This window comes from Rhodanobacter glycinis (assembly GCF_900114325.1).
In the GTDB taxonomy this organism is placed as follows: domain Bacteria; phylum Pseudomonadota; class Gammaproteobacteria; order Xanthomonadales; family Rhodanobacteraceae; genus Rhodanobacter_A; species Rhodanobacter_A glycinis.
On record NZ_FOSR01000002.1, the window covers coordinates 166,129 to 192,114 of the forward strand.

At 66.2% G+C, this 25,986-nt stretch carries 25 protein-coding genes; 4 read left to right on the top strand and 21 right to left on the bottom strand.

Annotated features, from left to right (window positions below; translation table 11 throughout):
• The 10 genes from BMY90_RS03085 to gspE all read right to left on the bottom strand — a co-directional run bounded on the left by BMY90_RS03085 (position 1) and on the right by gspE (position 8,881).
• Positions 1-735, bottom strand: a complete 735-nt coding sequence (locus tag BMY90_RS03085; protein ID WP_092701392.1) for a hypothetical protein — start codon at positions 733-735, stop codon at positions 1-3.
• On the bottom strand, positions 732-1,382 hold the full coding sequence (gspM, locus tag BMY90_RS03090) for a type II secretion system protein GspM (protein ID WP_092701395.1): 651 nt from the start codon (positions 1,380-1,382) through the stop codon (positions 732-734). The genes BMY90_RS03085 and gspM overlap by 4 nt, the downstream gene beginning before the upstream one ends.
• Positions 1,379-2,545 (bottom strand): PilN domain-containing protein, encoded by a 1,167-nt coding sequence (locus BMY90_RS03095; RefSeq protein ID WP_092701398.1) that lies wholly within the window; start codon positions 2,543-2,545, stop codon positions 1,379-1,381. The genes gspM and BMY90_RS03095 overlap by 4 nt, the downstream gene beginning before the upstream one ends.
• Positions 2,542-3,411, bottom strand: coding sequence for a type II secretion system minor pseudopilin (locus BMY90_RS03100; protein ID WP_092701401.1), 870 nt, complete (start codon positions 3,409-3,411; stop codon positions 2,542-2,544). Before BMY90_RS03100 ends, BMY90_RS03095 begins: the two co-directional genes overlap by 4 nt.
• The gene (locus BMY90_RS03105; RefSeq protein ID WP_092701404.1) at positions 3,408-4,076 is read right to left on the bottom strand and encodes a prepilin-type N-terminal cleavage/methylation domain-containing protein; all 669 of its coding nucleotides are present in this window, start codon (positions 4,074-4,076) and stop codon (positions 3,408-3,410) included. The genes BMY90_RS03100 and BMY90_RS03105 overlap by 4 nt, the downstream gene beginning before the upstream one ends.
• Positions 4,073-4,540: a type IV pilus modification PilV family protein gene (locus tag BMY90_RS03110; protein ID WP_092701407.1), complete on the bottom strand. Its 468-nt coding sequence runs from the start codon at positions 4,538-4,540 to the stop codon at positions 4,073-4,075. Before BMY90_RS03110 ends, BMY90_RS03105 begins: the two co-directional genes overlap by 4 nt.
• A complete protein-coding gene (locus BMY90_RS03115; RefSeq protein ID WP_092701803.1) occupies positions 4,537-5,079 on the bottom strand; it encodes a GspH/FimT family pseudopilin in 543 nt (180 codons plus the stop codon). Before BMY90_RS03115 ends, BMY90_RS03110 begins: the two co-directional genes overlap by 4 nt.
• A 209-nt stretch (positions 5,080-5,288) precedes the next feature.
• Positions 5,289-5,720 (bottom strand): type II secretion system major pseudopilin GspG, encoded by a 432-nt coding sequence (gspG, locus tag BMY90_RS03120; protein WP_092701410.1) that lies wholly within the window; start codon positions 5,718-5,720, stop codon positions 5,289-5,291.
• Between the two features lie 65 nt (positions 5,721-5,785).
• Entirely contained in the window at positions 5,786-7,003 is a 1,218-nt protein-coding gene (gene gspF, locus BMY90_RS03125) for a type II secretion system inner membrane protein GspF (protein WP_092701413.1), read from the bottom strand.
• Positions 7,004-7,147: 144 nt separating this feature from the next.
• The gene (gene gspE / locus BMY90_RS03130) at positions 7,148-8,881 is read right to left on the bottom strand and encodes a type II secretion system ATPase GspE (protein WP_092701416.1); all 1,734 of its coding nucleotides are present in this window, start codon (positions 8,879-8,881) and stop codon (positions 7,148-7,150) included.
• Between the two features lie 232 nt (positions 8,882-9,113).
• Here gspE and BMY90_RS03135 point away from each other — a divergent pair, with 232 nt between their 5' ends.
• A complete protein-coding gene (locus tag BMY90_RS03135) occupies positions 9,114-9,902 on the top strand; it encodes a TatD family hydrolase (protein WP_092701418.1) in 789 nt (262 codons plus the stop codon).
• A gap of 233 nt (positions 9,903-10,135) precedes the next feature.
• On the opposite strand, the gene BMY90_RS03140 is transcribed toward BMY90_RS03135, so the two are convergent.
• From BMY90_RS03140 to BMY90_RS03160, 5 genes are all read right to left on the bottom strand, one after another.
• Positions 10,136-10,672, bottom strand: coding sequence for a pseudouridine synthase (locus BMY90_RS03140; protein WP_037098263.1), 537 nt, complete (start codon positions 10,670-10,672; stop codon positions 10,136-10,138).
• A 19-nt stretch (positions 10,673-10,691) separates the two neighbouring features.
• Positions 10,692-11,591 carry a class I SAM-dependent methyltransferase gene (locus BMY90_RS03145; RefSeq protein ID WP_092701421.1) on the bottom strand — a complete coding sequence of 300 codons (900 nt, stop codon included), beginning with the start codon at positions 11,589-11,591 and terminating at the stop codon, positions 10,692-10,694.
• A 91-nt stretch (positions 11,592-11,682) separates the two neighbouring features.
• On the bottom strand, positions 11,683-12,345 hold the full coding sequence (locus tag BMY90_RS03150; RefSeq protein ID WP_092701805.1) for an NYN domain-containing protein: 663 nt from the start codon (positions 12,343-12,345) through the stop codon (positions 11,683-11,685).
• A 181-nt stretch (positions 12,346-12,526) separates the two neighbouring features.
• Positions 12,527-13,639 (bottom strand): S-(hydroxymethyl)glutathione dehydrogenase/class III alcohol dehydrogenase, encoded by a 1,113-nt coding sequence (locus BMY90_RS03155; protein ID WP_092701424.1) that lies wholly within the window; start codon positions 13,637-13,639, stop codon positions 12,527-12,529.
• 374 nt (positions 13,640-14,013) lie between these two features.
• A complete protein-coding gene (locus BMY90_RS03160) occupies positions 14,014-14,934 on the bottom strand; it encodes a LysR substrate-binding domain-containing protein (protein ID WP_092701428.1) in 921 nt (306 codons plus the stop codon).
• A gap of 108 nt (positions 14,935-15,042) precedes the next feature.
• On the opposite strand from BMY90_RS03160, the gene BMY90_RS03165 reads away from it, so the two are divergent.
• Positions 15,043-15,222 (top strand): hypothetical protein, encoded by a 180-nt coding sequence (locus BMY90_RS03165; RefSeq protein ID WP_092701430.1) that lies wholly within the window; start codon positions 15,043-15,045, stop codon positions 15,220-15,222.
• 119 nt (positions 15,223-15,341) lie between these two features.
• Entirely contained in the window at positions 15,342-16,292 is a 951-nt protein-coding gene (locus BMY90_RS03170; RefSeq protein WP_092701433.1) for an aldo/keto reductase, read from the top strand.
• Between the two features lie 168 nt (positions 16,293-16,460).
• On the opposite strand, the gene bla is transcribed toward BMY90_RS03170, so the two are convergent.
• From bla to BMY90_RS03185, 3 genes are all read right to left on the bottom strand, one after another.
• Positions 16,461-17,327, bottom strand: a complete 867-nt coding sequence (gene bla, locus BMY90_RS03175) for a class A beta-lactamase (protein WP_092701436.1) — start codon at positions 17,325-17,327, stop codon at positions 16,461-16,463.
• Positions 17,328-17,441: 114 nt separating this feature from the next.
• Positions 17,442-18,539, bottom strand: coding sequence for a TraB/GumN family protein (locus BMY90_RS03180; protein WP_092701439.1), 1,098 nt, complete (start codon positions 18,537-18,539; stop codon positions 17,442-17,444).
• Positions 18,540-18,849: 310 nt separating this feature from the next.
• Positions 18,850-21,081: an NADP-dependent isocitrate dehydrogenase gene (locus BMY90_RS03185; protein ID WP_092701443.1), complete on the bottom strand. Its 2,232-nt coding sequence runs from the start codon at positions 21,079-21,081 to the stop codon at positions 18,850-18,852.
• Positions 21,082-21,324: 243 nt separating this feature from the next.
• Between BMY90_RS03185 and BMY90_RS03190 the strand changes: the two genes are divergently transcribed.
• Positions 21,325-21,750 (top strand): hypothetical protein, encoded by a 426-nt coding sequence (locus tag BMY90_RS03190; protein WP_092701446.1) that lies wholly within the window; start codon positions 21,325-21,327, stop codon positions 21,748-21,750.
• 134 nt (positions 21,751-21,884) lie between these two features.
• On the opposite strand, the gene BMY90_RS03195 is transcribed toward BMY90_RS03190, so the two are convergent.
• From BMY90_RS03195 to BMY90_RS03205, 3 genes are all read right to left on the bottom strand, one after another.
• The gene (locus BMY90_RS03195; RefSeq protein ID WP_092701449.1) at positions 21,885-22,376 is read right to left on the bottom strand and encodes a hypothetical protein; all 492 of its coding nucleotides are present in this window, start codon (positions 22,374-22,376) and stop codon (positions 21,885-21,887) included.
• 12 nt (positions 22,377-22,388) lie between these two features.
• Positions 22,389-22,697: a LysM peptidoglycan-binding domain-containing protein gene (locus BMY90_RS03200; protein WP_092701807.1), complete on the bottom strand. Its 309-nt coding sequence runs from the start codon at positions 22,695-22,697 to the stop codon at positions 22,389-22,391.
• 89 nt (positions 22,698-22,786) lie between these two features.
• Positions 22,787-25,912, bottom strand: coding sequence for an efflux RND transporter permease subunit (locus BMY90_RS03205; RefSeq protein ID WP_092701453.1), 3,126 nt, complete (start codon positions 25,910-25,912; stop codon positions 22,787-22,789).
• Between the last annotated feature and the right edge of the window lie 74 nt (positions 25,913-25,986).

Below are 25,986 nucleotides of genomic sequence, written 5' to 3' on the forward strand. Positions count from 1 at the left end.
TCAATGTACTCCGTCGTCGGCCCGGTGTTCCCGGGCCCGCTGTTTGAGAATGGCGGCCTTGAGCTTGAGCATGCGCTGCAGTTGCGCGCCCTGCGGCGGGGGTGGAATGGCGGGTGGGGCGGCATGCGGGCCACGCATCGACATCGGCGCGTTGACCTGATGCATGTGCTCGGCTGCGCGCGCCTGCGGCTGGCGACCCGGTGACGCTGGCGCGGCCGAGGCGCCGGTGGCCGGTGCGTCGATCGGTGCACCCGCCGGCAAGTCCAGCACGGTACGCCCGGTGGCCGAGGCGAACACGGCCGAGCGCGGCTTCAGCCCGATCAGTTTCCAGCTGCCATCGGGCAATGAATCGCCCTGGCGCACGCGCACTTCCGTCGCATCGGCCTTGTCGCCTGCACTCTTGTCGCGCAGCAACGCCATGCGCAGGCCGGGCGTGAGAATGATGCCGGTGAGTTCGAGGTCGCCCAGGCTGACGTGCGCGCCACCGGCATCATCCATGATCGGCTTGCGGTCGCTGTTGAACAACGGGTGTTGCCACACCGCGGCATAGCTGTCGAGCAACGGCGGTGCCGGCAGCGCCACCTTGCGCGCGGGCGGCAGCGGCGCGGCGCGGTGCGGCGGGCTCCAGCGCACGTCACGCCCGACACCGGACAGCAACGCCAGCAAAACCGCGCCCAGGATCACCACGCCACCGATCAGCCACGGCGTCAGTCGACGTTGGGTGGCAGCGTTCATGACGCGTCCTCCCCGTCCGGTTCGCTGCGGGTCGCGGGTGTTCCCGCAGGCGCCGCGCCACGCACGTAGCCGTACAGCGTGAACTGCACTTCCAGCATGCCGCCGGCGCCCTTGTCCTGGGCCGCCACCGGGTTGCGGTAAAGGCTGAAATCGCTCACGAACAGGTACGGCGTGCCGTGTTCCAGCGTGTACAGCAGGTCGACCAGCGGACGCATGCCGCAACGCAGGCTGATGCTCACCGACACGCGGCGATACGGTCCATCGTTCTGGTTCGGCGAATCCGGCACCGGCATCTTCTGGGTGACCTCGCAACTGCCGTCCTGCGCATGCGCCGCGGCATCATCGACCACGCGCTGCATCAGCCCGGCCGCCGCCGCGCTGGGATCGCGCTCGGGCAGGAAGGCGTGGCTGTCCGCCTGGCCCTGGCCGAGCGAGGCCAGTCGTTGTTCCAGTTGCGGCTGCTCGGCGATCGTGGCGGCATAGCGCGCCTGGGTCAGACGCAGGTCGTCCATCGCCCCACTCACGCTTTGCAGCGGCGCCACGAACCACCAGTGCAACAACACCAGATACGCCAGCGCCAGCGCGACCAGCAACAGCAGGATCGCCGCGATGCGACTTTCGACGGGCTTGAGCGGCTTGAGCTTCATGGCGAAGCCTTCGGCGCGGTCGATGTCGCCCCGGCGGGTTTCGTGGCGGCGGGCGCTTGCACTTGCGCGACCATGTAGAAGCGTTCCTTGCCGGTGGACGGATCGCGCTGGATCACGCCCTGGAAACCGGGATTGGCGATCAGGCGACTGTTTTGCAGGGCATCGACCAGGCTCGCCGCTTTTGCACTCTGGCCCTGGAAGCCGATGTGTCCGCTGCTGTCGAGGGTGAAGCGTTCCAGCCAGGTGTCATCGGGCAGGCGCGCGGTGAGCTCCTGCAGCACATCCAGCACGGTGATGGTCTGCGCCTTGCGCTGGACCAGGAAACCGGCGGCGCCCGCGTTGTCCTGCAATTGCCGGCGCAACAAAGCGACCCGTTGTGCCTGGCCGCGCATGCTGTCGACCTGCGCCTGCATGCTGGCCAGCGCATCCTCGCGGTTGTGCAACCACTGGCCCAGGCACAGCAGCAGCAACAGCACGATGCCACCGGCCAGCGCCAGATTCAGTCGCCGTCGCGGATCGTGCCGCACGCGCGCGTTTTCGCGCGGCAGCAGGTTCACGCCAAGCCGGCTCGCGCCCTCGGACAGATCCACCGCATCGACCGCGATACCGGCCTCGCGCAGGCGCTGCAACTGCGCATCGAGCAAGCCGCGCGGCACCGCCACCAGCTCGGCGTTGAAGCGCCCCGTCGGTGCGGCACCGGCACATTCGCGAATGTCGTAATGCACCTGCTCCACGCGGAACGGGGTCTGCCGGTCCATCTCGAAGGCACCGACCTGGCGCAGGTTGTCGCGCGCCGCCAGCGGCAACGGCAAGCGCCGGCGCAGCGCCGCGTCAGGGCTCAGGCACAACGCCAGGCGCAGATCCTGCGGCGCGGTGCCGACGGTGGCACCGCTCAATGCCGCCTGCTGGGCCGGGGCATCCAGGCTGTCATCCCAGCGCGCCAAGGGCGCGGGATCACCGGCACGACGCAGAACCCACTGCCCGTCGTCGTGTTGCAGCAGATGCCAAACCGCGCCGCCGCCGAACAGCATGCGCCAGCGCACCGGCAACAGGTTGCGCAGCTCGCCGCCCCACCAGGCGAAAAAGCCCGGCAACGGCGAGCCGCGCCAGGCCCGGCGCAAGCGATCGAGCTGCGGACGCAGCGATTGCGATGCGGCATTCATTCTCCATTCCCCTCCTGCCAGCGCAGCACGGCAAAGCCCGACGAACCGGGCTGGGCCACCTGCGACCGCACCGTGGCGCGCAATACGGCGCGTGTTCCATCGGCCAGCACCGCGACCGAACGAATACTATGCGTTACCCCACCACCGCCAGCCAAGCCCGACGCGTGCGCATCGGCGGCGGCGCGCTTGGCCAGCGCCGCGCGCACGGCGTCCGGCGTCATGCCCAGCGCAGCCAGCACCAGCGGTGGCGCGGTGGCCGGATCGGGACTGGGTCGTCCGGACCAGATCGTCAGCACCGGGGATACCCTGGCATACAGCGCCGGCGTCATGCCCAGCACCATCTGCACTTCCTGCACGCTGGCGAACGCACCGTTGCGCGGGCCATAGCTGCGCCCCGCCGCGACATAGGCGGCCTTGCGCTGCGCCTTCTGTTCATTGCTGATCGCGAAGCTGCGCCACTCCACCACCGCCTTGGCCAGCGCGGCAGCCCGGCTGTCGTTTTCGCCGGCGGCGCGGAACAGGCCGACCAGCACCTCGGGCTTGGCCGTGTTCAGATCCACCTTGCCGCCCTCGTCGGTGGCCGACACGCTTACCGAAGCCCCATCGAAACGGAACGGGTAACTGCGTCCGTCGGCGGTCCACCGGTTGGCCATGTCCGGCGCCTGCAGCGCGTAAACCGCGCGCATCAAACCGGCCTCGGCCGCGTAATGCGCGCGGGTCTGCTCGAACTGGTAACGCGCCTGCAGACCTTCGGTGCGCGCCATCGCGGCGTAACCGCCCAGCAGGATCGCCAGCAGCGTGCACGCCCACAGCACCACCAGCAGCGCAACGCCACGCTGCGAATGTGCCGGCACATGGCGCTTCATCGCACCACCCCCTGCGCGCGCAAGCCACGCAACGGATCATTGGCGCCCCGCGTGGCGCTGGCATTCACCCGCAGCGGCGTCTGCAGCGTCGGCCAGTCGCGGCCCCCATCCAGTTCCAGGTGGATGCTCACCAGGGAAGGCAGGCGATGACCGTCCTTCCAGTCGCCCTGCCAATCGCCGGGGTGGCCCTGGCGATCACGTCCGCGATAATCGAAACCGCCACTGGTAATGCCGGACAGCAACACCTGCGCGTCGCCCAACGGCTCCGGCTCGCTGCCATCCGGCGGCAGGATCGCGAAACTCGCTTCCAGTTGCAGATTGCCGTTGTCGCCTGGCACCAGCTTCAACTGCTGCAACTGCGGGCCGAGCCGGCCCAGATAACCGGGCAGCGGCGCCACGAACTTCATCTCGTGCGCATCGCCGGAAAAGTACAGCGGCAAGCCATGCTCGTCGTGCGCAATCGGTTGCGTCAGGGCTTGTGCCAACTCGCTGCGCATGAAGTGCTGCGCCGCCCGGATCTGGTCGAACTGCTCGATCCGCGCCTGTCCCGCATGCACGGTGCGCGTGGCCGTGTGGATGCCCGAATACACGCCCACCAGCAGGAACGCCAGCAACATCAGCGCGGCCAGCACTTCGAGCAGGGTGAAGCCGGCCATGCGCTTCATGACGACGTTCCCGGCGTGACGACCGCCGCGCGCAAGGTGGTGAAGCGCGCGCGATTCGGATGCGATGCCGTGCCCCACATCACTTCCAGGTCGAGCCGATACAACCGCATCATGCCGCCTTGCGACACCCCTGCCGCGGTCCACGGCGTCACCTGCAGGCGCCAGCGATAATCCTTGTCGAAACGGCCGGCGGTGACGCCCGGCTTCGGGGCGTCCAGCACGAAGGCACTGTCCAGCTTGCTGCGTGCCCACATCGCCGCTTCGTCATGCGCCGCAGCGCGGCGGGTCAGCCCGATCGCACCACCGGCCACCTGCATCAGCGCGGCGAAGGTGATCGCCAGCAGCAGGATCGCGGCGATCACCTCCAGCAGGCTGAAACCGCCCTGGCGGCGGGCGCGAAGCCGCCTTCCCGCCCATGGCGAATCATCATGTCGCCAGCCCGTGGCCTGCAGCATGGCCGTCATGGCTGTTTCACCACATCGACCACGTTCACCGCGCCGGTCAGCCACGACACGTTGACGTGCCATTGCCGCTGCCCGCTCTGCAAGGTGATGCGCCCGCCGGTGGAGCTGCCGTCGGGGAAGAAGCGAATGCGCGCGGTGCCATCACGCCCCTGGTCCATGCTGGCGCTGGTGATGCCCACGCGCATGCCGTGCGGCAATTGCACTTCGCGCCCACTCGCCCCGTGATAACGCGCATCGCGCGTGTCCAGCACGAAGTTGCGCTGTGCACCGTGCACGATCGCCTGCGCACGCGTGGCGCGCAATGCGGCGGCCAATTCACCACTGGCGGCGTTGATGCGCGCGCTGGCCAGTCCGTGCGTGACCGAAATTGCCACGGCCGAAGCGGCGATGCCGATCAACAGGATCACCGCCAGCATTTCGAGCAGGGTGAAGCCGTGCTGGAAATGCCGCGTTTTCGCTCCCTTCTCTGCTCGCCGAGCCTGCTCCGGACTCGATCCGGAAGAAGCGCTGGAGAGCCATGCCCTGAACTTTGGCGACATGGCGAATAGCCCGTCATTCCAGCGAACGCTGGAATCCAGCGCCTTGCGCACTTCAGAGCCTGAAGTCGCTGGATCCCGGCGTTCGCCGGGATGACGGAACATCGGACTGGAGAGGGGGGCCGTCTTGCCGCAAAGCCACAACCGCGCCCGATCCCCCCGTGTAGATAGAGGGAGAGACAAGGATGCGCGGGGCGGCATCGACGCCATGCTTACTGCCAGTTGCCCACGTCGGCGTTGTAGCCGGTGCCACCCGGGCGACCGTCCTGGCCGTAGAAAATCAGGTCGTAATTGCCATGCTGGCCGGGATACTGGTAACCGAATGCATGGCCCCACGGATCCTTCAATTGCGATTCCTTGGCATACGGGCCCTGCCAGTTCGGCGCATTGGCCGGCTTGGTCACCAGTGCGTCCAGGCTCTGCGGCGGGCTGCCGTTGTCCAGCGAATAGCTGTCGATGTCCTGGCCCAGTGTGGTGAGCTGTGCCTTGCCCGCGCCGTACTTGCCCTTGTCCACGCTGTGGCCGACCTGACGCACCACGATGGTGCCGATGATGCCGATCAGCACGATCACCGCCAGCATCTCCAGCAGGGTGAAGCCGCGGCTGCGACGCCTGTTTCCGAAACCCGGTTGTCGGTACTGCATGGATCGCTTCTCCGTTCGGTGCGCATCCTTTCGGTGCGCAAGGGTGGTGTGTCCCGTGGTCGGGCTCACTGGATATTGTTGGTGAGATTGAGCAGCGGCATCAGGATCGCCGCCATGATGATCGCCACCAGCACGGTCATCACGATGGTCAGCGCCGGCACCAGCGCGGCCAGCAGGCGATCGATGCTGCGGCGTGATTCCAGTTCGAAGGTGTCGGCCACCTTCAGCAGCATGGTGTCGAGCTGGCCCGCCTCCTCGCCCACCTGCACCATCTGGATCGCCAGCCGCGGAAAGTGTTTCGCCTGCGCCAGCGCCAGGCTCAGGCCACCGCCATCCTTCACCTGTTCGGCGGCCTGCACCAGCGCCTGGTCCAGTGCGCGATTGGAGGTAACCTGCCGGGCGATGCCCAACGCCGACAGCAACGGCACACCGTTCTTCAGCAGCGTGCCCAGGGTGCGCGCGATGCGCGCGGTTTCCACCTTCAGCAACAGCGGACCGACCACTTTCATGGTCAACAGGCGGGCATGCCACGCCAGCCGCAAGGCTGGATCGCGCATGCGCGCACGCCACACGAACACGCCACCGACCAGCACGATCAGGATCAGCCACCACCACGCCTGCAGCGAATTGCCCAACGCCAGCACGGCGCGGGTGATCCACGGAATCGGCACTTGCATGTCCTGGAAGATCGGCACGAACTGCGGCACCACGTAAGCCAGCAGCAACACCAGCGAACCGAGCACGCCCACCATCAGGAAGGCCGGATAGATCAGCGCATTGATGATGGTGCCGCGCAATTGCTGCGAACGTTCCAGGTAATCGGCGAGCCGGCGCAGGGTTTCTTCCAGCGAGCCACCCGCCTCGCCCGCGCGCACCAGCGAGATATACAACTTGGGGAACACGCCGTGTTCCTCTTCCAGCGCCTGCGACAGCGGCGTGCCGCCGCGCACGCGATCGCGCACGCGCTCGATCAGCTTCTTCGCGCGCTCGCCCTCGGGCAGGTCGAGCAGGATGCCCAGTGCACGATCCAGCGGCTGGCCGGCGCCAAGCAGGGTCGCCAGCTGGTGGGTGAACTGGGCGAGCTGGTCGCCGGTGAACGGGCCACGCGCGAACAACGCGGCAAAGCCGGAACCGCCACCCGCCGTATCCGCCGGCTGTGCTTCCAGCGGGATGTGGCCCTGGTCCTGCAGATGACCGATCACTTCCTCGATGCTGGCCGCTTCCATCTGGCCTTGCAGTGTTTCACCGGCGGCACTGACGGCCTTGTAGCGGAACTGGCTCACGCCTTTAACCTCCTCTCCCCTTTGGGGAGAGGATTGAGGTGAGGGGCGGGTGCTCGCGATGAACTCGCCAAGAGCGATGCCGCACGAACAGACACTCTCGCGAGCACCCGCCCCTCACCCCGGCGGGGAGAGGGAGAAAACACGTCAGCCTTCCTGCGTGACACGCAGCACCTCCTCGAGGGTGGTGACGCCGGCCACGGCCTTGGCGATGCCGTCTTCGTACATGGTGCGCATGCCTTCGGCGCGCGACTGCTTCTCGATCTCGCCGGCGTCGGCCTTCTGCATCACCAGCCGGCGCAGCGGATCGCTCATCACCAGGAATTCCATGATCGCGCGGCGGCCACGGTAGCCGGTGGGGTTGGCCGTGCTGCTGCCGGGCTTCCACAGGCGGATAGGGCGTTCGTCGGTGTATTTCTCCAGCTCGAACTGCTTGATGACTTCCGGCGACGGTTCGTACGGAATCGCCGTTTCCGGATCGAGCCGGCGCACCAGTCGCTGCGCCAGGATGCCGTTGACGGTGGAACCGAGCAGGTAATCCTCCACGCCCATGTCGAGCATGCGGGTGATGCCGCCGGCCGCGCTGTTGGTGTGCAGCGTGGACAGCACCAGATGGCCGGTCAGCGCGGACTGGATCGCGATGCGACAGGTTTCCAGGTCGCGCATTTCGCCGATCATGATCACGTCCGGATCCTGGCGCACGATCGAGCGCAGCGCACCGGCGAAATCCAGCCCGATCTGCGGCTTCACCTGGATCTGGTTGATGCCCTCGATCTGGTACTCGACCGGGTCTTCGACGGTGATGATCTTCACGTCGGGCGTATTGATCTGCGACAGCGCGGTGTACAGCGTGGTGGTCTTGCCCGAGCCGGTGGGGCCGGTGACCAGCAGGATGCCGTGCGGCCGATCCAGCACGTCGACGAAGCGCTGCTGGAAATTGTCGGTGAAACCGAGCGAAGCGAAGTCGAACACCACCGATTCGCGATCGAGGATACGCATCACCACCGACTCGCCGAAGCTGGTCGGCACCGTGGACACGCGCAGGTCCAGTTCCTTGCCCTGCACGCGCAACTGGATGCGCCCGTCCTGCGGCAGGCGGCGTTCGGCGATGTTGAGCTTGGCCATGATCTTCACGCGCGAGATCACCGCCGCGGTGGAACTGGACGGCGGCGCTTCCACCTCATGCAGCACGCCGTCGATGCGGTAGCGCACCTTCAGCCGGTTCTCGAACGGCTCGATGTGCACGTCGGACGCGCGCTGTTCGACCGCGCGCTGCAGGATCAGGTTGACCAGCCGGATCACCGGCGCCTCGGAGGCGAGGTCGCGCAGGTGTTCGACGTCGTCTTCCACGTTGGTGCTGCCGTCGAGGTTCTCCACGATGGTGCCCATCGCCGAGCGGCCGGAGCCGTAATAGCGCTCGATCAGGTCATCGATCTCCGAACGCAAGCCCACGCGCAGCGCCACCGGCTTGCCGGCAGCCAGGCACACCGCCTGCAGCGGATACGGGTCGGCCGGATCGGCCACCGCCAGCGCCAGCCCGTCGTCGCCGTCGCGCAGCGGCACCACGTGCTGCTGCTTGAGGAAACGCACGGAAAGGTCCAGTTCGGCCGGCGGCAACTCCGGCGCTTCCTTGGCGACCAGCAGCGGTGCGTCGAGCAGTTCCGACCAGGCCTCGGCCAGATCGCGCTCGGAAACCAGCCCCAGGCGCGCCAGCAGCGCGGTCAGCGTGCCGTCGGGCGATTCCTCGTGCAATCGACGCGCACGCGCCAGATCGTTGTCCTTCAGGCGCCCACGGGCAACCAGCAGCGCGCACACTGCCGTTTCGCGGTCATCCACGACCGCCCGTCCCCCATCCTGCGCCGGCTGCACGACTGCCGACATATGCCACCCCGCTTGTGAATCGCGACTGCCAGTAAAACACTTCCCCGACCGTGCCCGCCCCCCGACGTGCCACGGCGAACCATCATAGGTAACACATTGGCCAAGCGGCAGGCGAGCACGACATCGCAACCGTGACACGCAATTGCCCCCAACCCGCCTGGCGTTCAGCCTGGACGCCAGGCTTGCCGACAGCCATGGGTCTGGGACAATACCTGTTTTCATTGGGTTCCCCATGCAGCTCATCGACATCGGCGCCAATCTCACGCACGAATCCTTCCGTCACGATTTCGACGATGTGCTGGCGCGTGCGCGGAACCATGGGGTGGCGCGCATGGTCGTCACCGGCGCCTCGCGCGAAGGCAGCGAGGAAGCGCTGCTGCTGGCGCGCGCGCACCCAGGGTTGCTGTACGCCACCGCGGGTGTGCATCCGCACCATGCGGCGGAGTATGACGATGCCGTGGATGCCCGCCTGCGCGAACTGGCGCGCAAACCGGAAGTGCGCGCGGTGGGCGAAGCCGGACTGGACTATTTCCGCCATCTCTCGCCGCGCGAGGCGCAACTGGCGGCATTCGAGCGGCAACTGGCCATCGCCGCGGAACTGGGCAAGCCGCTGTTCCTGCACCAGCGCGATGCCCACGAGGACTTCCTGGCCCTGCTGCGCCGCTGGCGCGACCGCGTGCCGGCGATGGTGGTGCATTGCTTCACCGACACCCGCGAGGCCCTGCACGACTACCTCGCGCTGGACTGCCACATCGGCATCACCGGCTGGATCTGCGACGAACGCCGCGGCTCCCATCTGCGCGAATTCGTGCGCGAGATTCCCGCCAACCGACTGATGATCGAGACCGACTCCCCTTATTTGTTGCCGCGCACAGTACGCCCGCAGCCCAGCCACCGCCGCAACGAACCCATGTACCTGAAGCACATCTGCGAGGAAATCGCCCGCGATCGGGGTGAGGCTGTCGAGGTCACCGCGGCGAACAGCACGGTCACGGCAGAGGCGTTCTTCGGACTGGCGTGACGGCGGTTGCGGCGATCCTCGATGCTACGCAACGCCCTCTCTCCACCGTCATTCCGGCGCAGGCTCACTGCTGTCCGGAATAATCCTGGGATGTCCTTCGAGAGTGAATGCCCACGCCGCTTGCGCGAGGTGCAACAAGGGGGCGACTCCATTTCTGGCAGCGACCACCTCTCCGACTCGTCATCCCGGCGCAGGCCGGAATCCAGTGAGACACCTGCTTCACGGGCAAACCCTCACCCGGCCAGCACCCGCGTCTCCCCCGGCGCCAAGCCATCCAGCGCATACGCCCCGATCCGCACCCGGATCAGCCGCAAGGTGGGAAACCCCACGGCAGCGGTCATCCGCCGCACCTGGCGGTTGCGGCCTTCGCGCAGGGTGATCGACAGCCAGCTGGTGGGAATGCTCTTGCGATAGCGCACCGGCGGATCGCGCGGCCACAACCAGTCCGGCTCGGCCGCGTGCTCGGCGCCGGCGGGAAGCGTGGGACCATCCTTCAGCAACACGCCGCGACGCAACGCCGCCACGGCTTCATCGGTGACGGCACCATCCACCTGCACCAGATAGGTCTTGGGCTGCTTGTGGCGCGGGTCGGTCAAGCGATGCGCGAGGCGGCCATCGTCGGTAAGCAGCAACAGGCCTTCGCTGTCGTGGTCGAGACGGCCAGCGGCGTAAACGCCTTTCTGCCGCACATGGTCGGCGAGAGTCGGACGACCCTCGTCGCTGGTGAACTGGCACAACACGCCGTACGGCTTGTTCAGCGCGATCAGCATGCGCGTGCCGAACGAATGCTCAGAGCGGGGAAACGGCAGTGGAAGCGGCCGCAGCCGGCGCCCCCGGCTTCACAAAGCGCAGCGTCATGCGATCGGATTCGCCAATGGCGAGGTACTTCGCCCGATCCTTGCTGCCCAGCGCCAGCGTCGGCGGCAAGGTCCACACGCCCTTGGGGTAATCCTTGGTGTCCTTCGGATTGGCATTGATCTCGCTGCGTGCATCCAGCTTGAAGCCGGCCGCCGTGGCCAGCTTCACCACGTAGGAGGTGGGCAAGTAGCCACTGCCCTTGACCGCGGCCAGCGTGGCGCCGGCAGGCGCGCGGTGGTCGACCACGCCCAGCACACCGCCGGGTTGCAGCACGGCGAAGAACGCCTTGAACATCGCCGGTGCGGTGCCGGCCTGCACCCAGTTGTGCACGTTGCGGAAGGTCAGCACCGCATCGGCCGAACCGGGCGGGCCGAACACCGGCGCCTTCGGATCGTATTCGACGATGTGCGCCTTGCCGTACACCGCCGGATTGGCCGCGAATTTCGCGCGCAGCGTGCTGTCGCTGCGCTTCGCCTCGGCGCCGCCGGATGGCGCGGGCTCGGCGGCCACGTAGTCGCCGTTGTCGCGCAGCAACGGCGCCAGGATCTCGCTGTACCAGCCGCCGGCAGGATTGATCTCCACCACGGTCTGGTCGGGCTGGATGCCGAAGAACTGCAGCGTGGCCTTGGGATGGCGATAGGCGTCACGCGCCCGATCGGCCGCTGGCCGCCAGGTGCCGGCCAGCACCGTGTCGAGCTGGCTGGCGGTGAAATCGCTGGCACTGGTCGGCGGCACCAGCTCGCCATCCGGCTGATCCTGCTGCGCTTGCACCAAGGCCGGTGCGACGGCCAGCCACACCGCACATCCCGCGGCAACCCACAAGCTTTTCATGGACGACTCCTGGAACCTGATGCCACTTAAGGTGGCGACCCCAACGTGCAGAAATGGTGGACAAGCGTTTCGGCAAACCCGCAAGCGTGCTTCAGAACGGCCGCGGACACACCGATTGCAGGCCGTCGATGTGTTCGTGCAGATCCGGCGCGATACCCTGCCACATCGGATCGAGAATGAAATCGATACCTTCGTCGCGGGCCAGCATCGCCGCCGGAATGAAATCGGCATCGCCGGCGACCAGGATGATCTGGTCCACCAGCTTCTTGTAGGACAGCGCGGCAATGTCGACGCCGATCTTCATGTCGACCTGGGTCTGGCGCATGTCCGGTTCGAAATGCTCGTCGCCGAGCTGGTCCGAATCCAGCGTGCCGTCGCGCAACTGCTGCAGGGCGTGGTATTTCAGTTTCCACTCGCCGCGCTCGGCCAGCCGGCCCAGGCGCAGCGCCATCTTGCGCTGGCGGCGCAGCTGGTCGTGCAGGTCACGGCGAAACTCCGCGGCGGGGGTGCGGCCGAAATCGATGCTCTCGCCACTGATCGGCCGCACGAAGCGCTTTTCCAGCGGCGGGCAATCGTAGAAAAAAATGCGGTACAAGGATTCGCGCGGACGGTCGAGCGCCTTGAGATGCTCCAGTGCCATGCCGAACACGGTCTTGGCCACGGTGCGGGCGTCATTGGCGTCGCGCTCGCTCCATACCTTGCGGTAACGCGCGAGGAAAAACGCGCCGTCGACGAGGATGGCGGTGTTGCTCATAGGATGTCCCGGATGGTGCTGCAATGAATAAATGAACGTATGGATGGCCAGCGCCATCATGGCTGGCCTCGTTCATTTTACGCCATTGCACGCCCGTCGCGCGGCGGCGAGGGGCACGCCGGAACCCTTTTTGGGATATTTCCCAGCGGCCCCGGACATGCGCCGGGGCCCGGCCCGCGAATCAGTAGTGGATCACCGAGCGGATCGCCTTGCCATCGTGCATCAGCTCGAACGCCTCGTTGATGCGTTCCAGCGGCAGCACCTTGCTGATCATTTCGTCGATATGGATGTCACCCGCCATGTAGCGGTCGACGTACCCGGGCAACTGCGAACGCCCCTTCACCCCGCCGAAGGCCGAACCGCGCCAGACCCGCCCGGTGACCAGCTGGAACGGCCGCGTGTGGATTTCCTGCCCGGCGCCGGCCACGCCGATGATGACCGACTCGCCCCAGCCCTTGTGGCAGCACTCCAGCGCCGAGCGCATCACGTTGACGTTGCCGATGCACTCGAACGAATAGTCGACGCCGCCGCCGGTCAGCTCCACGATCACGTCCTGGATCGGCGTGTCCGGATGATCCTTCGGGTTGACGCAATCGGTAGCGCCCAGCGCCCTGGCCATCTCGAACTTGGACGGGTTGGTATCGATCACGATGATGCGGCCAGCCTTGGCCATCACCGCGCCCTGCACCACCGACAGCCCGATGCCGCCCAGCCCGAACACCGCCACGCTGGCCCCCGGCTCGACCTTGGCCGTGTTCAGCACCGCGCCGATGCCGGTGGTGATGCCGCAGCCGAGCAGGCACACCTTCTCCAGCGGCGCGGCGGGGTTGATCTTCGCCAGCGCGATCTCCGGCAGCACCGTGTATTCGCTGAAGGTGCTGGTGCCCATGTAATGCAGGATCGGCTTGCCGCGACACGAGAAGCGCGAGGTGCCATCCGGCATCAGGCCCTTGCCCTGGGTGCTGCGGATCGCCTGGCACAGGTTGGTCTTGCCGGAGCGGCAGTATTCGCACTGGCCACACTCGGGCGTGTACAGCGGAATCACGTGGTCACCCGGCTTCAGCGTGGTGACGCCAGCGCCCACTTCCTCGACGATGCCGCCGCCTTCGTGGCCAAGGATCACCGGGAAGGCGCCTTCCGGATCGTCACCCGAGAGCGTGAACGCATCGGTGTGGCAGACGCCGGTGGCGACGATGCGCACCAGCACCTCGCCGGCCCTCGGCCCCTCGACATCCACCTCCTCGATCGACAGCGGCTGGCCCGCTCCCCAGGCAACGGCGGCACGTGATTTCATGGTGGTTTCCTCGCATCGACGAATGAATGCCCGTGATGATGGCGCGTCGTCGTCATTTGCGAAACCGTTGACAGCACGGAGACCCGACGTCGCTGGCCGGTAAAGCACCCCGCATCGGACACCCGGCTTTTCTCCCTCCCCTGCTTGCAGGGGAGGGCTGGGGAGGGGTCATCCAACCTCGCGGCAAGCCTTCCTACTCCTCCTGCGCGCAGCAATGCTCCAAACTTTGGCAACACTCCGAGTGCTCGTCATTCCAGCGAAAGCTGGAATCCAGCGCCTTTGTGCGTTTCAGAGCTGGAGTCACTGGAGCCCAGCTTTCGCTGGGATGACGATTCTGCAGAGTTCGGAGCATTGCACCCAGCGCGCCAAGAGCCTCAACCTTCCAACGCTGCATCCTCCTGCAGCACCGGCAACTGGCGGCAATAGTCGTTCGCCTCGGCATGCAGCCACGCGCGAAACAGTTGCAGGCCGGGGTGATCCTGCGAGCGCGGCGGGTAGACCAGCCAGTACGCCTCGGGCACGCGAATGTAGTGCCGTCCCAACACGCGCAGGCGACCGGCGTCCAGCAGCGACTTCGAAGTCACCATCCGTCCCAGCCCCACGCCAAGACCCTCGATCGCGGCATGGCGAGCCGCATCCACGCTGTCGAAACTGGCCACGTAACGCTTGGGTGGGGTGCCGCCGAAACGCTTGAACCAGTCCAGCCAGCGATTGGCCGGGTTCGGATCACCCAGCAACGGCCAGCCGGTGAGATCGTCCTGGCTGGCGCCACTCATCCGCGCCACTAGTTCCGGTGCGGCCACCGGTGCGAGCCATTCGCCGAACAGGCGCTCGCACGCCAATCCTTCCCACTGACCGCGGCCGTAGCGCAGCGCGCAATCCACCGGCTCGCGATCGAACTGCACCAGCGCGGAGGTGGACTGGAAACTCAACTCCAGCTCCGCATGCGCCGCCACCAGTCGCGGCAGGCGCGGCATCAGCCAGCTCGACATGATGCCCGGGCTGGCGCTGAGCGTGAGCGCGCCGTGGCGTCGCTTGCGGTAGCGCGACAACGCGTGCTCGATGCCGTCGAAATGTTCGCCGACCGCATCGAGCAGGCTGCAGCCCTCCACCGTCAGCGTCACCCCGCGCGGACCGCGCTCGAACAGGCGTCGCTCCAGCCGTTCTTCAAGTTGGCGGATCTGGTGACTCAACGCACTGACGGTGAGATTGGCCTGCTCCGCCGCACGCGACAGATTGCCCGTGCGCGCCACCAGCACGAACTGCTGCAACAGTCCCAACGGCAACTTGCCCATCTTGAATATCCCTCAAGTCTGGCTTGCGAATATATCGCTTTTTGGCGGCTTCCGACGCGCGTACCTTGAGCACACCACAAGTCCACGCACTCCTTCAGGAGGCTCCCCATGTTCTCGCTCTGGAAAGATCTGCTGTTCCTGCACGGTCACATGTTGCGCAAGGAAAACCTGGATTGGCGCCCGGATGCGCCATCGGCACAGCAACCGGACAAGCACGGCCGCAAGGCCAGGCGAGTCGCAGCGGCCTGCTGCGCGACCGTGTGGCCACGCATCATGGGACCGCGCTGATCGCCGCATGGAAACCTGACGGGCTTGAATCCCGCCGACGCGCAGCCACTTCGGATACGTCACGTGCCGTTTGCCCAGACGCGTGCAGACTTCCCGTCTCCCGTCATCCGAGGTATCCCGTGCACACACGCCCACTTGGCAACTCGCCACTTTCCGTCGCCCCGCTCGCCTTCGGTGGCAACGTGTTCGGCTGGAGCGCCGACGAAAAGCGCTCGTTCGAACTGCTCGACACCTTCGTCGATGCCGGCTTCAACCTGGTCGACACCGCAGACGTCTATTCGGCCTGGGTGCCGGGCAATCGCGGCGGCGAGTCGGAAACCATCATCGGCAAGTGGCTGGCGCAGGGCGGCGGTCGCCGCGACAAGGTGGTGATCGCCACCAAGGTGGCCAAATGGGCCGAGCATCCCGGGCTGTCGCCGATGAATATCCGCCAGGCGGTGGAAGGTTCGCTGAAGCGCCTGCAGACCGACCACATCGACCTCTACCAGGCGCACGAAGACGACGCCAGCGTGCCGCTGGCCGACACGCTGGGCGCATTCGGACGGTTGATCGAGGAAGGCAAGGTGCGCGCCATTGGTGCGTCCAACTACAGCGCCGACCGTCTCGCCGACGCGCTTGCCGTGTCGAAGCAGCACCACCTGCCGCGCTACGAAACCGTGCAGCCGGAATACAACCTGGTCAGCCGCGCCGGCTATGAAGCCGAGTTGGAACCGCTGGCACGTCGCGAGAACCTCGGCGTGATTCCCTACTACGCGCTGGCCAGCGGCTTCCTCACCGGCAAGTACCGCAGCGAGGCCGATCTGGCCAAGAGCTCCGCCCGTGGTGGCGCGGTGAAGAAATTCCTCAACCCCAAGGGTCTCGGTGTGCTTGCCGCACTGGACCAGATCGCCGCCGCGCACCAGGCCACGCCGGCGCAGGTGGCGCTGGCGTGGATGATGGCGCGCCCGGGGCTCACCGCACCGATTGCCAGTGCCACCAGCGTGGAGCAATTGCGCGAACTGCTGGCCGCGGCCGAGCTCAAGCTCGGTGCCGAAGAAATCGCCACGCTGGATCGCGCCAGCGCGGCGTGAGCTCGGCCGACGGGAGCCACCAGGCTTCTGCCTGCAGGATGGCCGAGCCTTGGAGCCTGCTCAAAACCTCCAAGCTTCCCTACTGAAGCGTCATTCCTGCGAAAGCAGGAATGACGAGCGGGAACGCATGCGGGGCTCCTGTTCGACAGCGCGATTTCGAGCAGGTTTTTATTCCATCCGTGCCGCCAGCTTGCCGACGTGCGCCAGCACTGCCTTGCGCATGTCGCCCTGGTCCGCCGGGCCTTCGTAATACGCCGTGACCAGCAATGGCTGCCGCCCCGGCGGCCAGGCGATCGCCACGTCGTTGGTCTGGGTGTGGCCGCTGCCGGTCTTGTCGCCCGCCTGCCAGCTCGCCGGCATGCCGGCGCGCAGCTGCGTTTCGCCGGTGGTGTTGTGGCGCAGCCAGTCGATCAATTGCGCGCGCGACGACGCGGACAGCACATTCCCCAGCAACAGCTTGCGCAAGCTCGCCAGCATCGCGTCCGGCGTGGTGGTGTCGAGATTCCTGTCGGGCACGTTGAGTTCGGGTTCGTGGCGATCCAGTCGGGTGATGTCGTCGTCCAGGCTGCGCACGAAGCGCGTCGCCGCGGCGGGGCCGCCCACGCTCTTCAGCAACAGGTTCATCGCGGTGTTGTCACTGATGGTCAACGCGGCGTGGCAAAGCTCGGCCACGGTCATGCCTGGCGCGCCCACGTGTTTGCGGGTGACCGGCGCCCATTCGAGGATGACGTCAGGGCCGAACACGATGCGGCGGGACAGTTGCTCCTCGCCACGATCCACCCGCGCCAGCACCGCGCCCACCACCAGCAATTTGCCGGTGCTGCACAACAGAAAGCGCTCGCCCGCGCGATGACCTGCATGCCGACCACTGCCGATATCCAGCATGGCCACGCCCAGCCGACCGCCATGCTGGCGTTCCAGCGTGGCCAGCTCGCCGGCGATGGCTTCCGTTTCGCCAGCCATAGCAAAGCGGGGGCGGACAACGAGTGCCGCGGCACCCAGCAGGCTGGCCTTGATCAAGTCACGACGATGCATGCACAGGACTCCATGAGCAAAGGATTCGAATCAGTGCAGCCTGCAACATGACGCTGGGCTTTTGCGGCCGCGACAAGGGCAAAGTCATGGCAGCGGCAAGCAGGCGCAAGCCGATCACTGCGCCGTCGTACTGCCTGCCACGGCCGGCGTCGGCACACTGCCTGCGGTGGCCGGCGCTGCGTCTTGCTGCTCGGGCGATTCCACGGTGTAGCCCTGCGCCTGCAGTTTGGCGAGATAGCCCGTGGGCGACAGCAATTCGCCCATCGGCAGCATCGCGAAGCTGGTGCGGTCGTTCGCCAGCGCAGCGCGCGCCGTCGCCAGCCACTTGGCCTCCAGTTGTTCGGACACGTCATCGAGGCCGAGCTGATGGGCGAAGCCGGCATTCGTGATCGCGCTGACGCAGGCATCGCGGCGGTGGCTGTCGGGCAGCGCACGCAATGTGGCCAGGTCACCGATGGCCCAGGCATTGGCGCGTTCGGTCATTTCCGGCAGATCGTGCTCGACGCTGTCCAGCGTGCGGCTGAAACACTTCAGGTCACTGGGCGCCGCGGCCTTGAACGCCTTGATCGCATCGCGCGGATGCTTGATCTCCACGTGGTAGTCGACCGGGGTTTCCTGCACGCCATAGCGTTTCGCCAGCGTCTCCACCGTGCCCGGCACGCCGCCGCTGGTACTCAGGCCGTTCGCCTTCAGCGCCTTCTTGTACAACTCCTGCGCCGCAAACAACGGGCGCCAGCGCTCGATGCCGCGATCCCGGCCGATGTACTTCTGCTTGAGCACCTGCCAGCGCGCGTAGGTCGACGCGTCCATCACCTGGTCCAGCTTCTTGCCGTCGGGATTCTTGCGCGCGCCGTAGGCCGAGGGCAGCAGGAAAAGTTTTCCGAAGAAACCGATGTCCGCCTTCAGCTTGATCTTCGGTTGCAGCAGCACCTGCTGCGACTGGCCGATCACCCGGTCCAGATCACGCGATTCCCACTGCATGTCGCGCGGCAGCGGCGACAGCGTGCCCAGTACCCACAGCACGTGGCCATCCTTGCTCACCTTCCACAGTCCCGGCCCCGGCACCACGCCACTGACCACCACCGGTGCCAGCAGCGGCACGTTCGCCGGTGGTGGTGGCGGCGGTGGTACGGAGCCGGTCGTCGACTGGGCAAACGCCGGCGACAGCACGCCCAGTGCGAACAGCAGGATTCCGGCTTGCAGGCGCATCATTGCACTCCTTCGGCAAGTGGCTCATTTTCCCGCCGGGCAGATGACTCGGATATGGCCAGCCTGCCTGCCATCGCGGAACCTCGCTCCCGATCAGCGACGAAGCTCAGCAAAAAAGACCGTTCGCACTGAGCGTAGCTTGCGCAGTGTCCACAGACGATCACCCTTCGACTCCGGCCCTACGGACATCCGCTCAGGGCGAACGGTGAGGTATCAGCCGAACCTTGTCGCTGCTCAGGACTTCGCTCGCCGGTCACCAAAGGCGACACGGGGCGCCGCAACGCCCCGTGTCGCTTGCCTCGATACGCCGCGATCAGGCGCCCGTTTTCAACGCCGCCAATGCATCGTTGAACGTCTTGCTCGGGCGCATCGCCGCGCTCACCTTGGCGATGTCCGGGCGATAGTAGCCGTCGATATCCACCGGCTTGCCCTGCACCTTGTTGAGTTCGTCGACGATGGTCGCCTCGTTCTCGGTCAGCGCCTTGGCCAGCGGCGCGAACGTCGCCTTCATCTCGGCGTGGCTGTCCTGCGAGGCCAGCGCCTGCGCCCAGTACAGGGTGAGGTAGAAGTGGCTGCCGCGGTTGTCCAGCTCTCCGGCCTTGCGCGAGGGCGACTTGTTGCTGTCCAGGAACTTGCCGTTGGCCTGGTCGAGCGTCTTGGCCAGCACGCTGGCACCGGCGTGGTCGTAGCGGCTGGCGAGGTGTTCCAACGAGGCGGCCAGCGCCAGGAATTCGCCCAGCGAATCCCAGCGCAGGTGGTTCTCTTCCAGGAACTGCTGCACGTGCTTGGGCGCGCTGCCGCCGGCACCGGTCTCGAACAGACCACCACCGGCCATCAACGGCACAATGGAAAGCATCTTCGCGCTGGTGCCCAGCTCCATGATCGGGAACAGGTCGGTGAGGTAATCGCGCAGCACGTTGCCGGTGACCGAGATGGTGTCCAGGCCCTGGCGGATGCGCTCCAGCGAGAACGTGGTGGCCGCCACCGGATCCATGATGCGGATGTCCAGGCCGCTGGTGTCGTGATCCTTCAAATAGCGCTCGACCTTCTTGATGATCTGGGCGTCGTGCGCACGCTGCGGATCGAGCCAGAACACCGCCGGGGTGTGACGCGCGCGGCTCACCGCCAGCTTCACCCAATCCTGGATTGGCGCATCCTTGGTTTCGCACATGCGCCAGATGTCGCCGGCTTCCACATCGTGCTGCAACAGCACCTTGCCGGCCTCGTCAATCACCTTGACCACGCCGTCGGCGGCGATCTGGAAGGTCTTGTCATGGCTGCCGTATTCCTCGGCCTTCTGCGCCATCAGGCCGACATTCGGCACGCTGCCCATGGTCGCCGGATCGAACGCGCCGTGCGCCTTGCAATCCTCGATCACCGCCTGGTAGACGCCGGCATAGCTGCGATCCGGGATCAGCGCCTTGACGTCCTGCAGCTTGCCTTCGGCATTCCACATCTTGCCGGAGTCGCGGATCATCGCCGGCATCGAGGCGTCGATGATGACGTCGCTGGGCACGTGCAGGTTGGTGATGCCCTTGTCGGAATTCACCATCGCCAGCGCCGGACGCTTGGCGTACTCGACATCGATGTCGGCCTTGATCGCGGCCTGCTCGGCTTCCGGCAAGGTGGCGATGCGCGCATACAGGTCGCCGATGCCGTTGTTCGGATTGAAGCCGGCCTGCTTCAGCGCAGCGGCGTGCTTGCCCAGCGCATCCTTGTAGAACTCGCCGACCGCGATACCGAACATGATCGGGTCGGAGACCTTCATCATGGTCGCCTTCAGGTGCAGCGAGAACAGCACGCCCTGCTGCTTCGCGTCGGCGATCTGCGCGTTGACGAAGGCCGCCAGCGCCTTGCGGCTCATCACCGCCGCGTCGATGATCTCGCCGTCGCTGACTGCGGTCTTTTCCTTCAGCACGACCTGCTTGCCGTCCTTGCCGAACCACTCGATGCGCACATTGCCGGCCTTGTCGACCAGCGCCGATTTCTCGGTACCGTAAAAGTCACCGGCATCCATGTGCGCCACGTGGGTCTTCGAATCCGCGCTCCACGCGCCCATCTTGTGCGGGTGCTTGCGCGCGTAATGCTTCACCGACAGCGGCGCGCGACGATCGGAATTGCCTTCGCGCAGCACCGGGTTCACCGCGCTGCCCTTGACGCGGTCATAGCGCGCCTTGACGTCCTTTTCCTTGTCGTCCTTCGGCTCGTCCGGGTACTCCGGCAGCGCGAAGCCCTTGCCCTGCAGTTCCTTGATCGCCGCCTTCATCTGCGGCAACGAGGCGCTGATGTTCGGCAGCTTGATGATGTTGGCTTCCGGCGTGGTGGCCAGCTGGCCCAGCTCGGCGAGGTCGTCGGCGACCTTCTGCTCGTCCTTCAGCGCCTCGGGGAACTGCGACAGGATGCGCCCGGACAGTGAAATGTCGCGCGTCTCCATCGCGATGCCCGCCGTGCGCACGAACGCCTCGACCACCGGCAGCAGCGACTGCGTGGCAAGGAACGGCGCTTCGTCGGTCAACGTGTAGATGATCTTGGGGGTGTTGGACATGGTGCGTTGACCCTTTGGAGATTCGGGGAAAGATGGTGCTGCGCCGGCGGGAAACAAGGCCGCGCGGCGTCGGGTAGCTGCCAGATCCAGGCGGCACCCGGTTGGCAGGCAGTCTTCCTATTGTCGCGGTTTCATGGTCAGGGGCAAAGCACCGGGCGCCATATGCATGCCTCCATGGCATGCCCGATTGCACCCGCGCGGCGTTGGACTAGCATACGCACACCCAACGCCAAGGATCGTCGCATGAAGGGATTGAGCCAGCGCATCGTCGATTTCATCGCCGCGCTTGAACCGTCGTACACCCGCCAGTTGGCCGACGGCCACGAGTGTGCGTTGTGGTTGGGCGATGGCACCTTGCTGCTGCCGATGGACGAATCGCATGCCGCCCACGAGGAGGGCTGGGTCGCCGTGCTGTGGCAGGGCGACGGGCAACGCCGTTCGGAAGTGCCGGGCAGCCTGCTGGCCAGTCGGGCCATCCTGCAGCATGCGCAACTGCTCGGTATCGGTCGCGCGCCGGACGTGACAACGGCCACGCGCGAAATCCTGCTGGCGCATTTCACGCGGCGCACCGGCATCACATTGCGCCCGGATACGGCATTGACGGCTGCGCATGATTCGCACCCCGTGCGAGCCGAAGCGCGGGCGACGGCGGATCTGCCCGTGGCCTGAGAGCCGGCAGCGAGCCGCTCGATGCGGTTCGGGCGGCCACCTCCGTGTCGGTGTGATGCACCGCGACGAGCGCCGGTGCCATTTCGGGCGCCCTCCCTGGCGCACCGAATCTTCCTGAAACTTTCAGGGTGCCTTTATTGCACCGTGAAATCCTTGCTGGACACCGGCTGCCCATTCAGGGAAATCGCCACCTTGTAGCTGCCCGCCGGCCAGCCGCTGGGCTTGCTGATCTGGAACGCGGTGGTGGCGGGGCCGGTCGGTGCGATCGACTTGCTTTCCTCATGCACCGTCTGGCCGTCCTGATAGGTCCATTTGGCAGCCAACGCGGCCGTGCCCGCACCAGACGTGGTGACGGCGGCGTAGATGGTATCGCTGGGCGCAAAGCTGCTGCTCGGCGTAGCGACCTTCTGGTCCGCCCCGACGGCATTGCCCAGTTCCACGTCCGTCACGCTGACTGACGTGGGCGCTTGAGCCGACGGAGCGGCCGCGCCATCCGGTTGGGCGGTCGGTGGCGGAGTGCCGGCAGGTGCGGTGGTCGGTTCACCCTGCTTGCCGCAGGCGCTCAGCGACAGCGCAACGGCCAGGGACAATACGCCAAGCGTCGTGATGCGATGGTTGATCTTCATGTGTTCGCCTCCTCAGGCTTTGGCGGGAATCTTCAGCGTCTGGCCCGGCACAATGCGGTCCGGGTTGTCGAGCTGGTCGCGGTTCGCGTCGAAGATGCGATGCCACTCGTTGGCGTTGCCGTAGACGTGTTTGGCGATCTTCGACAGGTTGTCGCCGGAAACGACGGTATAGGTTTGCGCAGCGGCATCCGGTGCCGTCGAGGACGCACCACCCTGCACATCGCTGAAATCGGCCGGGGCCGGGGCGGCGGCCGGCGGCGCCGTCGAAGACGCGCCACCTTGCACGTCGGAGAAATCCGGCTTGCTCGTCTCGTTGCCCATCGGGCATTCCTCCATTGAAGTGGAGGGACAGGAATAACGGCGCGAAGGTTAGTAGTACGTGAGCGCCCCGTCATTCATGCGGCGATGCTTCAGCTTTGCTGCGACACCAGCCGCCGTGTGCGACGACGCTCGCGACGTGCCGCGCGCCAGCCTTTCCAGCGGGCGGCGAGGCAGGAGAAGATCACGTACAGCGCCGGCGTGCTGAGCAGGGTGAGGCTCTGCGAGACGAGCAGGCCGCCGATCAGCGCGATGCCCAGCGGGCGGCGCAACTCGGAGCCTTCACCCAGGCCGATGGCCAGCGGCGCCGCGGCGAGGATGGCGACCATGGTGGTCATCATGATCGGACGGAAGCGCACGATGCAGGCCTCGCGCGCCGCTTCCATCGGACTCTTGCCGTGCTCGCGTTCGGCGACCAGTGCGAAGTCGATCATCATGATCGCGTTCTTCTTGACGATGCCTATCAACAGCACCAGCGCGATCTGCGCCACCACCGACAAATCGGTATCGGTGATCCACAACGCCAGCAGCGCACCGACGCCGGCGGCGGGCAAGGTGGAAAGGATCGTGATCGGATGGATCAGGTTCTCGTACAACATGCCCAGCACGATGTAGACGGTAAGGACCGCGGCCAGCACCAGCCACAGCATGCCGCCCTGCGCCTGGCGGAAGCGACGGAAGTTGTCGCCCAGGCCGAGACGGATGTCGCCCGGCATGCGCATGCCGTCCACGGTGTGCTGGATGATCGCGTAGGCCTCGCCCATGCTCACGCCCGGCGCGAGATTGAAGCTGAGGTCCATCGTGGTGTACTGGTTTTCGTGGGTGATCGACGTGGGCGACAGCCCCGGCACCTGCTTCACCATCGCGGTGATCGGAATCATCTTGCCGCTGGTGGAACTCACGTAGATCTTGTTGAGCGCATCCGGCGTGGCCGTCTGGCTGGGTAGCGCATTGACCACGACCTTGTACTGGTTGAGGTCGGAATAGATGGTGCTGACCTGGCGCTGACCGAAGGCGTCGTACAGCGCGCCATCGATGGTGCCGACCGAAACGCCCAGCCGCGCCGCGGTATCGCGGTCGATCACCATGTTCTGCAGCAGGCCGGATTCATCCACGTCACTGCCCACGTCGCGCAGCTTGGGGCTTTTCTTCAGCTGGGCAACCAGCTTGGGCAGCCACTCCTGCAACTCGGTCAGGCTGTTGCCCTGCAGCGATACCGAGTACTGCGCGCCCTGGCTGGTGCCGCCACCGCTGGGCAGATCCTGGATCGGACGTAGGCGCACGTTGAGGTCGGGGAAACGATCGGCCTTGGCGCTCAATCGCGCCAGTGCGGCGAAGGTGTCGTCCTTGCGTCCTTGCGCAGGCGTTTTCAGCTGGATGTTGAACGACGCACTGGTGCCGCTGCGGCTGCTGCCCAGACGCGCACCGACCACGGCCACGTCCGGATCGGCCAGCAGCATGTCGGTGATGCGGTCGAGGCGTTTCACCGACTCGTCGAACGACACCGTGGAGCTGGAACTGGCACGCCCCCAGATCAGCCCGGTGTCCTGCGGCGGAAACAACCCGCCCGGCACCACCTTGAGCAGGAAGAACGTGGCGACGATCAATACCAGCGGTGTCAGCGCCAGCATGAGCGCATGGCGCAACGCGAAGTCCAGCCCGCGCGTGTAGACGCGCAGCATGCCGGCGTGGAAGCCTTCCAGCGCCGCACCCAGCCGCGACGGTTTTTCCGGCTCGCTATGACCGCGCAGGAAATGCCCGCACAACGATGGCGTCAGCGTCAGCGACACGATCGCCGACATCACGATCGCCGCCACCAGCGTCATCGTGAACTGATGCATGAACATGCCGGTGATGCCGCCGGCGAACAGCAGCGGAATGAATACTGCGGTCAACGAGGCGGTGATCGAGACGATGGTGAAGCCGATCTCCTTGGCCCCGGCCAGCGTGGCTTCCAGCCGCGACATGCCCGCGTCGATGTGGCGGATGATGTTCTCGATCACCACGATGGCGTCATCCACCACGAAACCGATGGCGATCACCAGCGCCAGCAGGGTGAGGTTGTTGAGCGTATAGCCCAGGATGTACATCACGCCGAACGCACCGGCCAGCGACAGCGGCACGGTGACCGCGGCGATCAGCGTGGGTGCCAGCCGGCGCAGGAACAGCGCCATCGTCAGCACCACCATCGCCAGCGAGATCAGCAGCGTCACCTGCACCTCGTGCAACGACGCGCGGATGGTCGGCGTGTGGTCGAAGAACGGGGTGATCACGGTCCCGGGATGCAGGTAGGCGCGCAGCATCGGCACTTCGGCCTGCACCCGGTCGACGGTGGCGATGACGTTGGCGTCAGCCTGCTTGTACACGTACATCAGGATCGCCGGCTTGCCCTGGAACCAGGCCGCCTGGTAGGCGTCCTCGGTGCCGGCATAGACGTGTGCCACGTCGGACAGCCGCACCGGCACGCCATTGTGCATGGCGATCACCAGCTTGGCGAAATCGTCGGCCGTGTGCAGCGAGTCGTTCGCGGTGACGATCATCTGCGTCTTGCCGTTGCTCAGGAAACCCTGCGGCGAGGTGACGTTGGCGGCGGTGAGCGCGTTGCGCAACTGGTCCGGCGACAGGCCCATGGAGTTCAGCGCACGCAGGTTCACGTCGACCCGGATCGCCGGCGTGGCGGCACCGGCAATATCCACCGAGGAAACCCCGGGTATCTGCCTGATCCGTTGCGCCAGCAGCGAATCGGCCACGTCGTACAGATCCGCCGCCGATTGCGTTTCCGAGGTCAGCGCGAAGGCGATGATCGGATCGTCGTTGGGATTGGCCTTGCGGTAGCTCGGTGCGCCGTTGAGTCCGGAGGGGAGATCCGGCAAGGCGGCATTGATCGCCGCCTGCACGTCCCGCGCGGCGGAGTCCAGGTTGCGTCCGTCCTGGAAGAACATCAGCACGAAGGTGCTGCCTTCGGAACTGTGCGACCGCATGGAATCAATGCCGGCCACCTGGCCCAGGTGGCGCTCCAGCGGTGCGGCCACGGTGGAGGCCATGGTGGTGGCACTGGCGCCGGCCTGGCTGGCCTGCACGAAGATCACCGGGAACTGCATGTCCGGCAACGCCGACACGCCGAGCAGCGAGTAGCAGATCATGCCGATGACGAACACGCCCATCGCCAGCAACGAGGTACCGATCGGGCGGCGGATGAACGGGGCACAGATGTTCATGCGTTACGGCAACTCACGGCGCGGTGGAAACGTTCGACAACGGAATCATGCATCTTTCACTCAACGCGCGAACC